This window comes from Bordetella sp. BOR01 (assembly GCF_019218885.1).
Taxonomy (GTDB): Bacteria; Pseudomonadota; Gammaproteobacteria; order Burkholderiales; family Burkholderiaceae_B; genus Bordetella_A.
Map to the genome: position 1 here is coordinate 386221 of NZ_JAHUWT010000001.1, position 13870 is coordinate 400090.

Consider the following 13870-nt stretch of genomic DNA (forward strand, 5'->3'; position numbering starts at 1 on the left):
TGCCTTTTTCTTGTCATAGAAGGCACGCTAGCAGCGGTGGCGATAGGCAAATCGGTAGCAAGGCAGGGTATCGGACCCGGCCTGCTACCACGTGTACAACAGGGGCTTCTCCCGAATGTGAAAAAATTTAACGCGAGATAACAGAACTAGCAATAGTTTTGTTGCCAAAAGTTTTGCCGCCAAAAAGCTCTTGTTGTCAAAAAGCGTCAAATGATCTTTAATAGTTACTGAATCCAGCAGTTTAGCTGTACCCGATGGCTTTTCGCGTCCCAGTTGAGGGGGAATTCTTCGAACCGCTCGGCAAAGCACGACGCTCGCAAGCTGTAGTTGGATCGGGGTAGCCAGTGATCCAGCAGGGTTCCATAGAGCGCGGTCACTTCATGTGCGGTGCTTTGCGCCTCGCATGTGGCAATGCGGCCGCCAGGCAGGGTGATCTCGAATGCGTCCTTGGGTTTTGGTCCGAAGCCGTGGGGAACTTGGACGCCGCAGTAATAGCGCATGAACGGCGTGGGCACGAACATCGGCGTGTCGTAGGTCAGCCCGAAGAAGGGGCCGGTCAGCATGTCGGAACGCAGGTTGGCGAACAGCTTGCGAAAGTCGTTCCAGCACGCGTACTTCTGGTTCGACATGCCTTCGTAGCGCACTGCCCAGAAGCGAGTGGGGGGCAGCTCGCGAATGGTGATCCTTGGATTGCTGGCGGGCAGGCCTCGGACGTCGGCGGCCAATTTATTGGATTCGTTCGTCTTGGCGATGTAGCAGGAATGCGCTTGCCGGAATTGGCCGGGAGAAATACCCCAATAGCGCGTAAACGCCCGCGTGAACGCCTGCTGGCTCGAAAAACCCATGTCGATGGCAATCGAAAAAGGCGGTTGGCGAGTGTGCGCCACCATCAGCGCGCAGCGTCCCATCAGATTGCGGTGTATGTAATCCCTGGGCGAGTGCTGAAAATCCTTGAGAAACAAACGGGACAAATGGAATCGGCTTAGCCGGATTTTTTGCGCTAGTTCCTGGATTAATGCGTCGTGAGCACAATGTTCAGTTGAGTCGTGCAGGATTTTTTGTTCGATCTGCGTAATGCAGTATTGAATGCGAGGGTCCACAAGCTCGTCCTTTCGCTGGTTCGCCAGCGTCCACTCCTGGTTCTGGAATACCCATTGTCGGCTCTGGAATCGCAATGAACCGACATCTCAAAAAAAAAGTTGAAAGATCACAAACTGTAAATTTTGTGAAATGAAACCGCCTAGAATGAATTCCATGCAGGAGGTTGGAACGGGAGCGGCAGACTCTCTAAAGACCTGAAGCTGGACCCGGAAATGTAAAAAACAGCTGGTAGTTGGCGACGCTGGTTTTTCACGGTCGGATTATGCGGTAGGCCAGGAAAATACTGAATAGGCCGTTGGTAGTAGACCAGTTGGTGCAGCAGGTTGGCACTGGCTCGGGGTTTAAAAACACCGTTTTCTATTTTTTCTTTGCCCTTAAAGGCCGAGACGGGGAAGTGTTTGTCCGCGATTCCTGAAAATGGAAATCAAGATTGTTTCAAAATCATTTCCGGGCCGGAGGGAAGCAGCTTTTTTCAGCAATAAATTCATCCGATGCAGTGCAGGTTTATCGAAATACCTGGCTACGGCATGAACCCGGATAACCGTGTTTGACCGCCTCGAGACGGTTTCTCGAGATATCAGGAGGCATACATCATGAAGAAAGCACTATTGGCAGTAGCGTTGGCCGCCAGCTCCATTGGCATGGCCCAAGCGGCGGGTTTCGCGATTGGCGTTTTCGGCGGCACCGGTTCGTCAACCGCGGGCACCCAAGGTGGCTCGCAAGCGACCAGCAACAGCGGTTCGCTGGGATTCGGCGCTGCGGCCCAGGGGACGAGGTCGACGAGTTCGACCAGCGCGAACTCAGGCGTCAGGCTGACTCCGCAAGGCGCCAATACCTATGCCAATGGCACCAGCGTCAATCAGTCGGTGGGTGGCGGCTATACAGCCGGATTCGCGGCCGGTGGAACGTCGGGCATGGCTGGCGGGGAATACACCAGCGGCGCCACCGGCAACGTGGGCAGTATCGGTTTCGGCGGCTGGAGCTGGTAAGCCTATCCGTTCGGATCGATACCTGTCGCGTGGGGAAGGATTCGCTTCCCCACGCGTAGGAGAACTCGCATGAGACATGCTCTCTGGTTTGCGTGCCTGGCCTGCGTGGCCGGCGCTGCGCTGCGGCCCGATACCGCGTGGGCGTCCGGTCCGTGGGCGGCGCCGGTTGGTTTCAGCGGGCCGGTGCCGGCCTGCTCGCAGGACGATTATCGGGACGCGCAGTTCGCCAGTTCGTTTCCGGCGATCGAGCCAGCCGAAAAGAGCTTTGTCCTGGCCGGTGATGAGCCTTTGGAATGCCGCCAGCGCGGCGCCAGCGAATTCGCCAGCTTCATCGCGCGAACCGGCACGGCCAGCGACGACAAGTTCCGGGAGTATTGGTTGGCTACCAGGCTGGTGCCCAGTTATCCCGATGTCGGTAATTCTGCGCTTTTGCCGCTCTGGCAATGGATCGAATTCGCACGATAAACCGGATATTGGCTGTTTTTCATTACCCAAGTGAATCTGTCGATTATCTTCCCTGGCCTGCGGGCTGGCCGGAGGATAGTCAGGGGAAGTTTATTCAACGGCAGCTGTTGCATCTAGCCGGCTTATTAATAAGCCGGATTGGGCTAATCGTCTCAGGAGCGCTGGAAATGGATGAGAAACTTGACGAAGAAATCAAGCGGTGGACGGTCAGGCGCAAGAGCGTCTTGGTCATGGATATTATCCAGGGCCGAACCAGTGTACGAGAGGCCAGCGAGGCTTTTGACCTGCCGGTAGGCGAAATCGAGCGTTGGGTGGAAGAGGGCAAGCGTGGTCTTGAAAATGCTCTAAGATCCAACCCTTTGAATATAAAGGAATTTTATGAGAAACAGATCAAGACCCTGCAACAGGCCTACGGCGAGGCCATGCTTGAACTGCGAGTCAGGGGCAAGCAGACCGGGCCTGCGCCCGACGATGAGAAGTAGCCCTTCCAAGCCACGACAGTAGGTAGGCCAAAGCAGATATTCGGGAATCAATGGCCAAAAAATAATTGGGAAAAGATAGGCGCTAAATTATTTTATAAAAATTAGTCTGCTGGATCACAAAGTGGCAAAGAATTATTTTAGTGTAACCATAAAATTAATTGTCCGTGCTCGTAATGTTACAAAAACACGGCACAACATGATTATGTGGCGAATATTCCTGCCGACAGCGCGGGGTGCCCCATTCCAGGAGAAAACTGATGAAACGCCTACTATTCCTGACACTGGCCTTGTGCAGCTTCGGTGCGTATAGCCAGACAATCAACACCGGTGCCAACGCCTCATCCAACGCAAACAGCAATGCCAATTCGAGTTCCCAATCGGGTACGGCCGAAGTTGGAGTGTCGGCCCAGATGGGCATGGGAAATATCACTTTTGAGGGCTCCTCGCAACGCAAGAACCAGAATATTTCCACGACTCCCAATGTTTACATCGCACCCAGTATGTTCGGCGGCGCCAACAATTGCGGACAGAGCAACACCGTGGGGGTAGGGGTGACGGGGTTTGGGATAGGGGGCTCGGTTGCCACCGAGAGTTCGGCTTGTAACGCGCGCGAAGACACGGCGACTGCCTACAAGCTGGGTTACAAAGAGGTGGCCGACATGAGATTCTTCTGCTTTGGCGAAGACCAGAACCGCCTGGCCTGGGAGGCAACCGGCCACGTCTGCCCAGCGACGGCCAGGCCTGTATCCCAGCCAACCCCGCGGTCCGGCACGGCTCCCGACAATGGCAACAACGGACCGCTGCCAGGCTACATCGAGCCCTGAAGTGGGTCGAGCGAAGAACGACCCTGGGCAGATTTCCCTATCCGGGCTGCAAAAGAAAAGGCTCTCGTCATCGAGAGCCTTTTTCTTGCTGGAGGCGCAAGCCGGAATCGAACCGACGTACACGGATTTGCAATCCGCTGCATAACCACTCTGCCATTGCGCCAGAGGCATCAACTGCCAAGCCCACCATTATACAGGAAGCAGAACTTTCGTGTTTCGCCGCCGCAGAGCGACTTATCAGCCCCGTCCTGCCGTGAGCGCTTCCTCCGCAAAGACTTCGGCCGCGACTTTTGCGCTTTCCAGGGCGGCGGGGACACCACAATAGACGGCGACCTGCAACAGGATTTCCCTGATCTCATCCTGGCTCAAGCCATTGTTCAGTGCGCCCCGGACATGAAGCCGAACTTCGTTCGGCAGATTCAGGGCCGAAAGCATGGCCAGATTGATGATGCTGCGCGTGCGGCGATCCAGCCCGGGCCGCGACCACAAGTTCCCCCAGCACAGCTCGGTCACGAACTGCTGGATGGGCGCGGTGAAGTCGGTTGCCGACTCCAGCGACTTCCGGACATGCTCTTTGCCCAGCACTTCTTCACGGACTTTGACGCCCTTCGTGAACAGATCCGACGTGAATTCTTCGCGTTCAGCCATTTGAAACTCCTTGGGTAATCAGATCGGCGGCAAGTCATTCCGGCTTCATGCCAAGCTGCTTTATGAGGTTGCCCCATCGCTCATCTTCCGCGCCGACAAATTCGGCGAACTGGGCCGCCGTATACGTGCTGGATTCCGCTCCTATTTCTTCTATGCGCCTGGCCATCTCGGGGGTGGCCATGATTTTCACGATCTCGCTATTCATGCGGTCCACGATTTCTTGTGGCGTGCCGGCCGGGAAAAACAGTCCATACCACTCATAGAGTTCGAACTCAGGGAATCCCGACTCGGCAATGGTCGGGATCTCTGCCAGTGCGGCAGGGCGCTTTGCGCCGGTGGTGGCTATTGCCCTTACTTTGCCGTCGCGCACGAACGGCAGGGTCGAAGTGGGGCTATTGATCAGGACTTGGATATGCCCCGCCGCAAGATCCACAACCGCCGGCCCGCCGCCCTTGTATGGAACGCTCAGGATGTCTATGCCGGCGACCTTCTTCAGGTATTCCATCGACAGGTGTCCCGACGACAGGCCGCCCGGTTGCCCATATGCCAACGTGCCGGGCTCGGCCTTGGCAAGCGCTACCAGTTCCTGCAGTGTCTTGGCGGGCACATCGGGATTGACCGTCATCAGCCCGGGCATCTTGGCAATCAGCGCCAGGGGAATGAAATCTTTATGCGAGTCGTAGGGCAGGGATTTCGCGATATGCGGATTGATCGTGTGCGTGCTGATGAGCATTCCCATTGTGTAGCCATCGCCGGGCGCCGCGGCCAGTGCCTGAGTGCCGATAATATTGTTGGCGCCAGGCTTGTTCTCGACAATGACGGGCACTCCCAGGTTCTTGTGCAGTTCTTGAGCAAGATAGCGCGACAAGATGTCTGTCGTTCCGCCGGGCGCAAGCGGCACGACAATCTTCAGCGGCTTGTCGGGGTAAGCCTCGGATGAGAAGGCGATCTGGGGCGCAAGCAGGGAAAGCGCCGCGGCAAGGGCGGCAGCAACGATTCTCATGGTGTCTCCGTGATTAATAATTGTTGCGGCCGACGAATGAAGACGAGGCTACGGCATGGTTAGAGGGGCAAGGTGCCGGCCAGATCGTGCCCTCCTGCCTCGGATGGCTCTAATCACATGCGGAAGCGGGAGCCGGCATCGACAGCCAGGACTTCGCCGCTTATGTACGTTGCCGATTCCGAAGCCAGGAAGAGGGCGGCGGCGGCCACCTCGCTGGGTTCGCCCATGCGGCCATACGGAAGATTCTTCAATAGCGACGCGTATGCGGTGCGGTCCCGTTCCGTCTTGGGGTCGAGCAAGCTAGCGGTCCGGCCGGTACGTATCAATCCCGGATTGATGCCTACCACCCGCACGCCGTAATCCACACTTTCTGCTCCCAGCGCTTTGGTAAAGGCGATCAGTGCGGCATTTGCGGTTGTGGTACCGATGGATTTGGGATTCAGCCTTTCGCCGGCTATCCCTATGATGTTGATGATGACTCCCGACCTGCGGCTGCACATATCGGGATAGAGCGCCCGCGTCAGCATGATGGTCGACATGACTTTGCCGTCAAAGGCTGCGCGAAACGCGCCCGGGTCCAGTTCCGTAAGGCTGCCGCGGCCGATTGCCCCGGCGCAATTCACCAGGATGTCCGTTTCGGGAAAATCCGCGCCCAGGGCGGATGCACGTTCTGGCCTTGAAAGATCTTCGGCGCGCACCACGACATCGACGGCATGATCGTCGACGAGCTGCTGCCTGGCTTGTTCCAGCGCCGCGCGGTCTCTTGCCACCAGGCATAACGAGCAGCCTTTGGAAGCCAGTGCATGCGCGATAGCAAGCCCAAGCCCCTTGGAGCCGCCTGTGATCAAGGCTCTTTTTCCTTTCAAACCATCCATTCCTGTCTCCAAGCGTATGCCGCGTTCGATGGCGGGCGCACGCAAGTCATCAAGCAAAAGCCGTGCCATCGTTGGTGTGGCGGAAAAAAAAGCACCTGATATCACTTTGCGCGATCTATTCAGGATGGCCTGTCGCCGTCACCAGGTAGTGGTGCAGGCGGCACACTCTATTGGCCAAGTTGAGGACAGTTTGTGTTTTTGTGTCCGCAAATCGAGCACTTCGATGTGTCTGGCCATGTGGCAGGTATTGCGCCTGGCAACGGTCAGGAGAGGCGGCCGATTCAGGGTCGGACTGTTTTCACATGAATTTATTTCCGGGATTCCTTAGTCGGGATTACGGAATGCTTTCTCCTAAATAGTCTAATCACGCGCTGGAGTTCCGGTTATGGCCAAGTTAAGGTGGGCGGGTAATTTTTAATCAACAAGCCGTTGGGTTTTTGGCATTTGCGCTGGAAAAAAGCGTTGTAAAGCGGATATCAAGTTGAATAAAGAAAAACGTCACTTGCACTTGGGATTCACGATTTGGCCTTTCGGATTTCACCCCGCTGGCTGGCGCCTGCCCGGTGCGCGAACTGGCGCCGAGATTGACCGGACTCTCTTCAAGAAAGCCGCCCAGGTCGCCGAGTCTGGAAAGTTCGATTTTTTCTTCATCGGCGACCGGGTCGCTTCATCGACTGAACTGCAAAATGAACGCCCCAATCAGGTCATGCGGCCCGAAGCCCTGTCGTTGGCGGGGTTCGTGGCAGGAGTGACGGAGAAGATCGGGATCGTCGTCACGGTCAACGTTACCTATGCGGAACCGTACAGCGTGGCGCGTGCCACGGCTACGCTCGACCGGCTGAGTGGCGGGCGCATCGGCCTGAACATCGTCACTGGCGAGGACAAGTCAGCCGCGCAGAATTACGGCCGCAAAGAACACTGGGACAATTCGTTGCGCTACGAGTGGGCCACCGAATTCGTCGAGGTCGTCAAAAGCCTGTGGGATTCCTGGGAAGACGACGCGATTCCTGGCGACAAGCAGCGCCTTTTTCTGAATCCAGAAAAAATTCACCGGATTTCCCATCGGGGCAAATTCTTTTCTGTCGAAGGCCCCTTGAACGTTGAGCGTCCAATCCAAGGCCAATTGCCTATAGTCAATGCCGGGCGGTCGGAAAACGCCGTGGAATTGGGTGCCCGGCTCGCCGACATCAGATTCACGGATTCGTCCAGCTACGGCCTCGACGGGGCCAGATCCTATTACGCGCATCTGAAAGAGCGTGCCGCAGCCGCTGGCCGCGATCCGGCGGCGCAGGTGGTGATTTCCGGAATTGCGGTATACACCGCAAGAACTTCGCAGCAAGCGCATGCGCTGTACCGCCAGGTGCAGGAAGCGTGGCCGATTCCCATCGATCTTCAAGCGCTGTCCCAAGAACTGGGCGTGACCCTGGATGGGTTCGAGCCCGCGACGCCGGTGTCGCAAGTACCCGGATTCCAAGACCCCACGGAGGCGGTGGCCGAGCATTTGCACACGGCCCGCTGGCTTTATGGCGACAACGGCATTTCCCTGGCCGATCTGTTTCGCTACTACCGCCGGCACACTCTTTTCAAGGAAGTCGTTGGCAGTCCGACGGAAATCGCCGACTTCATCGAGCATTGGTTCAATGAGCGTGCCGCCGACGGCTTCATGATCTTCCCACCCTATATGGATGGGGCCCTTGAAGACTTCGTCGAACTGGTGATTCCCGAGTTGCAGTCGCGTGGCCTGTTCCGCACCGAGTATTCGGGCTCGACGCTGCGGGAGCACTTCGGGCTGGAGCGTCCGGCCAACGTGCATGTCACGCGCAATGGCTGACACGCCCGAGATCCGCTTTGAGCACGTAGGCCGAACCTACCAGGGCAGGGCGGGGGCAACCGAGGCACTGAAGAGCGTCGATTTTTCCGTCGGGAAGAACGAGTTCGTGTCCTTGGTCGGGCCCAGTGGCTGTGGCAAGAGTACCGCGCTGATGCTGATGGCGGGCCTGGAAAAGCCGGATTACGGCACGGTGGCAATCGAAGGCCAGTTGGTAAGCCAGCCCAGCGACCGCGTAGGTATTGTTTTCCAGGACGCCACCTTGTTGCCGTGGAAAAGTGTCATGGATAACGTGCTCTATCCCGCGCGGATTCGCGGTATTCCGGTCAAACAGATCGAGCCGGCCGCGGCTGCGCTTCTGGAACTGATGGGCCTGGATCGCTTCCGTAACCGCCTGCCGCACGAGTTATCCGGCGGCATGCGGCAGCGCGTGGGTATTTGCCGGGCGCTGGCGTATTCGCCCCGCATTTTGCTGCTTGATGAACCCTTCAGCGCGCTGGATGCGCTGACGCGGGACGAGATGAACCTTCTATTGCTAGAGATCACCGAACGCCTGAATCAGACGGTGGTCCTTATTACGCACAGCGTCTCGGAGGCCTTGTTGCTGTCGGACCGGGTATTGGTGATGTCGTCGCGGCCCGGTCGCATCGTCGCCGACATCACGGTGCCTTTCAGTCGGCCGCGTAGCTCGGCAAGCGTCCTGCACTCTGCCGCGTTCAGGCAATTGGAAGACCAGATTCGCAACCTGATCGCAGGACGCGAGCTACATGACACCGCACGCACGCCCGGCGCGGTATTTCGCCGGCGGCTTGAAAATTTCCGGCAGCAGATCCACAACGAAAGCACGTCGCCCATTCTTCATGATTAGCCCGCATTCCCTTTCGTCGCCCATCGCTGGCCAGGTATCCGCGCAGGAATGGCAGGCGCGCGTGTCGCTGGCCGCGGCCTACCGCCTGCTGGCCCTGACCGATGTCTTCGACTTGACCTACAACCATCTCTCCGCCCGCGTGCCGGGGCAAGGGGATGCCTACCTTATCAAGGGTGAACAACAACTGTTCCGCGAGGTCACCGCATCGTCGCTGGTCAAGTACGACTTCGCCGGAAACCGCTTGCTCGACAGCCCTTATTCCATAAGCGCGGGTGGCCAGGTGATCCACGGCGGCGTCCTGCAGGGCCGCCCCGACTTGCAGGCGGTGTTTCACACCCATACACCTGCCAATATGGCGCTGTCCGCGCTGAAGGTGGGCCTGCTGCCCATTACCCAGCATGCGGTCCGCTTCCATGGCCACCTGGCCTATCACGACTTCGAAGGCTTTGAGTTCGATGCGGTCGGGCGTGATCGTATCCTCGCCAGCATGGGCGACAAGCGGTTCCTGGTCATGCGCAACCATGGTGTATTGATAGGCGGGCGCACCATCCCCGAGGCTTTTGTCGAGCATCATTTCTTCGAATGGGCCGCGCGCGCGCAAATTGGCGCCCTGCATGCTGCGGGTGGCGTTGGCGGGCTGGTGATCCCGGATGACGCCGTGTCGCGGCGTGCTGCGCAACAAGTCCGGGCACGCGGCCCGATCAGCGAGAGCAATCGCGACTGGCCTGCGTTGATCCGCTGGCTGGACGAGGTCAGCCCTGACTACCAAACGTAGGCCGCCCCATGAACCGTGAAGAAGCCTTGACCGCCCGGTTGCTGCCACGGCCGTTGGTGTTCAACGGCTGGCCCCAGGTGCGACGGATCGCGGTACCGCTGGCCGCGGCGCTATGTGCGCTGCTGGTGTGGGAACTTGCCTGCCGCGTTTTTCAAGTTTCCAAGGTGACGGCCCCGGCGCCCAGCGATGTGATCGGTGTGCTGTACCGCGGCAGCGACGTCATCCTGCCCCATGCCATTGCCACGCTGCGCGAGGTCGTGATCGGGTTTGTTTGCGCCACCACGCTGGGGTTGGCGCTAGCGCTGCTGATTACGCTGTACAGGCCCGTCAAAGAGGCCGTCTTCCCGAACCTGGTGGTGCTGCAGTTCATTCCCAAGATCGCGCTTGCGCCGCTGTTCATCGTGTGGTTTGGTATCGAAACGGAGTCGCGGGTAGCTTTTGCCACGTTCATGGGCTTCTTCCCGGTGATGATTTCCACCATTGCCGGGTTGTCCGCCGCCCCGCCGCATCTCGTGCGCTACGCCCACTCGCTACGCGCCACGCACTGGCAGGTTTTCACTACCATTCGCGTACCCGCGGCGCTGCCCTACATCTTCAGCAGCAGCAAGATCGCGGTGTCTCTCTCGGTGATCGGGATCGTGGTGGGCGAGTTCATTACATCGCAGCGTGGCCTTGGCTACCTGGTGCTGTTCGCCTCTTCCAAGGCAGACACGTCGTTGATGTTTGCCTCCGTCGCCTGCCTCAGCGCCGGCGGCATGGCGCTGTTTGGCGTCGTCACCGCTATCGAGAAGCTGGCGTTGCGCAAGTACTGCAGCTTTTGAACACCTCGTTTCCTTACGCAATCGGAGATTCATTTCCATGACCGGTCCCAGCCCCTCGTCCGCGCGCGCCGCATCCCCCGCCAGGCGCCATCTCATCAAGGCAGCGGGTGCTGCCGTCCTTGGCGCGCTGCCAGGCATCGTACGGGCCCAGCCGCTGCGCAAGGTGCGTTTCGGCCTGCCTTACGTGCCCCAGGGAAGTACGCTGTATCCCCAGGTGGCCCAGCAGGGCGGCATCTGGCGCAAGCGGGGCCTGGACGTGGAACTGTTCAGTCACAAGGGGTCCTTTCCCGCGCTGCAAGGCGTGGCGTCGGACAAACTGGACTTCGCCATTTCGCAGTTTCCCTCTCTGGTACTGAGCGCGGCCAAAGGTCTGCCGCTGCGCGGCATTGCCATCACCTCGTATACCAATGGCTGGGCCGTGGGCCTGCGTGACGATAGTTCCATTCGCAAGCCGGGCGATCTGGCTGGCCGGACTGTCGGCCGTACCCTGACGACCAGCGACAGTATTTTCCTGCCTGAATACCTGCGCCGCTCCGGTGTCGACCCGGAGAGCATCAAGTCCGTCAACTTCGACAATAGCACCCAGGCCGTCATCAACAAGTTGGCAGACGCCAACAGCACGGTGATCGGCAGTTCAGCGCCGGTCTACCTTTCCCAGGGTACCCAACCACGCTATTTGCCCTATGGCGCGGTCGGCCTGGAAACCTACGGCCACGTGCTTGCAGTCAAGAGCTCCCTGCTCGATTCGGATCCTGAACTGGTGCGCGACATCACGGAAGGCCTGCTTGAAGGCATCAAGGTGGCACTGACCGAGCCAGGCCGTGCACTCGACCTGTTCTTCAAGGCCGCGCCCGAGGTGCGCCTGTCGTCCACCGGCGCGGAGTTCACCAGAATCGGTCTCGGCCTGTACCAGTACATCGGCGATTCGGCCCCTGCGCGCCAGCATGGCCTGGGGTCGGCCGATGCAGCGGCGCTGAAGGAATATTCCGAGCTCATCGTCAAATTCCTGGCTGAACCCAACACGCCCGTACCCTCTATCGACCAGGTGTTCGACCTTCGCTACGTGGGCAAGACGACGCTGACCGCCCAACAGTGGGCGGCGGCGCAGCAGCGTGCGCAGCCGTACGCCATTTATTACTGAGCGCAGCCTTTGCATGAGGGGGGTGCGCAGCGCACCGTGCCTCGCCTGACAACGATGACTACATCCAAGCGCACGATCCGGCTGGGTTTGTTTCTTTTGGCCGATGGACACCATGTGGCCGCTTGGCGCCGCCCTGGCCGGCGTTCCAATCCGGCAACGGACTTCAACCATTATCTGGAAATCGCACGCCAGGCGGAAACCGGTTATTTCGACTTCCTTTTCGTGGCCGACTTCCTTGGCGTACGCACCACCGACCCGACGGCAATCAGCCGCACGGCGCGCACGCTGAGCCTGGACCCGTTCACATTGCTGTCGGCGCTGGCCGCGACGACGCAGCATATCGGCCTGATTGGCACCGCCTCCACGACCTATAACGAACCGTTCCATGTGGCGCGCAAGTTTGCATCGCTGGACATAATCAGCCAGGGCCGCTCGGGCTGGAACCTCGTCACTTCGCAGAACGATCCCGAGGCCTGGAACTTCGGGCACGAAAGCCACGCCGCCCATGCGTCGCGTTACGACCGGGCCAGCGAGTTCGCCGACGTGGTGCTGGGCCTGTGGGACAGTTGGCAGGCCGGCGCCATGCGGGATGATGCGGCCACTGGAATTTTCCTGGACCCCGAAGGCATGAAAGTGCTGGGCCACCGGGGTACGCATTTCTCGGTTCGCGGTCCGCTGGACGTCGCACCCTCGCCGCAGGGGCGGCCGATCGTGGTGCAGGCAGGTTCTTCCGACACGGGTATCGCACTGGCCGTACGTACGGCCGACATCGTGTTCACTGCCCAGCCCTCGGCGGGCACGGCCAAGGCGTTCTATGCCAAGGTGAAAGCCCGCGCCGCCGAAGCCGGCCGCGACCCGGGCAGCGTCCTGGTCATGCCCGGCGTGGCGCCGGTGATAGGCCAGTCCCGGAGCCACGCCCAGGAATTGAAAGACGAGCTGGACGCTCTGGTTCACCCCGCCGTTGGACACCACCTGCTGTACAACGCCACCGGTGGCCTGGACCTGTTGGCCTATTCCCCGGATTCGCCCTTGCCCGATATCCTGCCCGAAACCAACGGCAGCAAGAGCCGGCAGCAGGTGCTGCTGGAAGTCGCGCGCCGCGACAAACTCACCATCCGGCAGCTTTACCTGATGCTGGCCGGTGCCCGCGGCCATCGCTATGTCATCGGGACAGCGCAAGACGTGGCCGACGAGCTCGAGCACATGCATCGCGACGAGCAGGCCGATGGCTTCAACATCATGCCGTTGACCCTGCCCGAGGGGTTGGGCGATTTTGTTCGAGAAGTGGTCCCGGAATTGCAACGCCGGCACTTGGTTCGCACTGCCTACAAGGGCCGGCATCTGAGAGAGAGCCTGGGTCTGGGGGCACCGCATCGGGTTTCCCCCGCGGCTTGATTTCGATGGTGGTTGCTGGAATAAAAAAATCCCTTGCTCAAGGCAATCGGTGCCTGTTAAGAGGCGCCCCGGCAACCTGGGAAAACTCCTAAACTACAGATATGCACCGACTTGTGTGTGAATCACTCGACGGCCACCTTCGAGCATCGGCACCTCGATCTCTTGGGAAATGCCATGCTTGGACTGACAATGCGGGCGCGACGCCATCTCGAGATTCAAGAACAAGAAGGCGCCGCTGTTCCAGTGGCCTGTAAATCAAACTCGAGATTGCGTCGGCGGCTTTAAAGCGGCCCCTTCTGGTCAGATGGGGCTTACCTGTTCTTTCCCACTAGATTTTGGGAGAGCGATACAGAGTATCCATGCTCTAGTACTTGTAATGTGGAGCCCGAAGAGTTTGGTTGTTTTCAGAGGGCTGGATGAAGCGATTTTTCAGGCGGGATTTTCGGAGCCAAAGAGGCCGGGTAGCGGGCGAGAGGTGATTGGGCGGTCGGAGCTGTTGGGGCGGCGGGGTAAAAAGTAGGGTGTCTGCGTCGACCGTCTCGGCCAGTTCCGCTTCGGCATAGGAATTTTTGAGATGCAGGCTGATGTTGTCCGCCAAGGTATCGAACAGCGCTGCCATCCAATCATTGCAGGCATTCAACACCGGTATGGCTCT

The 13870-nt window shown here is 59.0% G+C and carries 16 protein-coding genes and 1 tRNA gene; 11 read left to right on the forward strand and 6 right to left on the reverse strand.

Annotated elements, in window-relative coordinates:
• Positions 1-224: 224 nt before the first annotated feature.
• A complete protein-coding gene (locus KW845_RS01810) occupies positions 225-1100 on the reverse strand; it encodes a GyrI-like domain-containing protein (RefSeq protein WP_218367468.1) in 876 nt (291 codons plus the stop codon).
• 594 nt (positions 1101-1694) lie between these two features.
• On the opposite strand from KW845_RS01810, the gene KW845_RS01815 reads away from it, so the two are divergent.
• The 4 genes from KW845_RS01815 (at position 1695) to KW845_RS01830 (ending at position 3861) form a co-directional block, all read left to right on the forward strand.
• A complete protein-coding gene (locus KW845_RS01815) occupies positions 1695-2090 on the forward strand; it encodes a hypothetical protein (RefSeq protein ID WP_218367469.1) in 396 nt (131 codons plus the stop codon).
• A 69-nt stretch (positions 2091-2159) separates the two neighbouring features.
• The gene (locus KW845_RS01820) at positions 2160-2555 is read left to right on the forward strand and encodes a hypothetical protein (protein ID WP_218367470.1); all 396 of its coding nucleotides are present in this window, start codon (positions 2160-2162) and stop codon (positions 2553-2555) included.
• A 167-nt stretch (positions 2556-2722) separates the two neighbouring features.
• A complete protein-coding gene (locus KW845_RS01825) occupies positions 2723-3037 on the forward strand; it encodes a DUF1153 domain-containing protein (protein ID WP_218368590.1) in 315 nt (104 codons plus the stop codon).
• Positions 3038-3294: 257 nt separating this feature from the next.
• Positions 3295-3861, forward strand: coding sequence for a hypothetical protein (locus tag KW845_RS01830; protein ID WP_218367471.1), 567 nt, complete (start codon positions 3295-3297; stop codon positions 3859-3861).
• Between the two features lie 89 nt (positions 3862-3950).
• Here the strand turns inward: KW845_RS01830 and KW845_RS01835 are convergent.
• The 4 genes from KW845_RS01835 to KW845_RS01850 form a co-directional block, all read right to left on the reverse strand.
• Positions 3951-4024: transfer RNA gene (locus tag KW845_RS01835), tRNA-Cys, on the reverse strand.
• Positions 4025-4098: 74 nt separating this feature from the next.
• Positions 4099-4509: a carboxymuconolactone decarboxylase family protein gene (locus KW845_RS01840; protein WP_218367472.1), complete on the reverse strand. Its 411-nt coding sequence runs from the start codon at positions 4507-4509 to the stop codon at positions 4099-4101.
• A 34-nt stretch (positions 4510-4543) separates the two neighbouring features.
• Positions 4544-5410, reverse strand: a complete 867-nt coding sequence (locus tag KW845_RS01845; protein ID WP_218367473.1) for a tripartite tricarboxylate transporter substrate binding protein — start codon at positions 5408-5410, stop codon at positions 4544-4546.
• A gap of 215 nt (positions 5411-5625) precedes the next feature.
• On the reverse strand, positions 5626-6387 hold the full coding sequence (locus KW845_RS01850) for a short-chain dehydrogenase/reductase (RefSeq protein WP_218367474.1): 762 nt from the start codon (positions 6385-6387) through the stop codon (positions 5626-5628).
• On the opposite strand from KW845_RS01850, the gene KW845_RS01855 reads away from it, so the two are divergent.
• The 7 genes from KW845_RS01855 (at position 6353) to KW845_RS01885 (ending at position 13215) form a co-directional block, all read left to right on the forward strand.
• Positions 6353-6715, forward strand: coding sequence for a hypothetical protein (locus KW845_RS01855; protein ID WP_218367475.1), 363 nt, complete (start codon positions 6353-6355; stop codon positions 6713-6715). The genes KW845_RS01850 and KW845_RS01855 overlap by 35 nt on opposite strands.
• A gap of 153 nt (positions 6716-6868) precedes the next feature.
• The gene (locus tag KW845_RS01860) at positions 6869-8218 is read left to right on the forward strand and encodes an NtaA/DmoA family FMN-dependent monooxygenase (protein WP_218367476.1); all 1350 of its coding nucleotides are present in this window, start codon (positions 6869-6871) and stop codon (positions 8216-8218) included.
• Complete coding sequence (locus KW845_RS01865; RefSeq protein ID WP_218367477.1) at positions 8211-9083, forward strand: ABC transporter ATP-binding protein; 873 nt, start codon at positions 8211-8213, stop codon at positions 9081-9083. The genes KW845_RS01860 and KW845_RS01865 overlap by 8 nt, the downstream gene beginning before the upstream one ends.
• Positions 9076-9858, forward strand: coding sequence for a class II aldolase/adducin family protein (locus KW845_RS01870; protein ID WP_218367478.1), 783 nt, complete (start codon positions 9076-9078; stop codon positions 9856-9858). Before KW845_RS01865 ends, KW845_RS01870 begins: the two co-directional genes overlap by 8 nt.
• A gap of 8 nt (positions 9859-9866) precedes the next feature.
• Complete coding sequence (locus tag KW845_RS01875) at positions 9867-10679, forward strand: ABC transporter permease (RefSeq protein ID WP_218367479.1); 813 nt, start codon at positions 9867-9869, stop codon at positions 10677-10679.
• Between the two features lie 37 nt (positions 10680-10716).
• Positions 10717-11820 (forward strand): ABC transporter substrate-binding protein, encoded by a 1104-nt coding sequence (locus tag KW845_RS01880; RefSeq protein ID WP_218367480.1) that lies wholly within the window; start codon positions 10717-10719, stop codon positions 11818-11820.
• A 54-nt stretch (positions 11821-11874) separates the two neighbouring features.
• On the forward strand, positions 11875-13215 hold the full coding sequence (locus KW845_RS01885) for an LLM class flavin-dependent oxidoreductase (RefSeq protein WP_218367481.1): 1341 nt from the start codon (positions 11875-11877) through the stop codon (positions 13213-13215).
• A 364-nt stretch (positions 13216-13579) separates the two neighbouring features.
• On the opposite strand, the gene KW845_RS01890 is transcribed toward KW845_RS01885, so the two are convergent.
• Complete coding sequence (locus tag KW845_RS01890) at positions 13580-13834, reverse strand: hypothetical protein (RefSeq protein WP_218367482.1); 255 nt, start codon at positions 13832-13834, stop codon at positions 13580-13582.
• Positions 13835-13870: the final 36 nt, after the last annotated feature.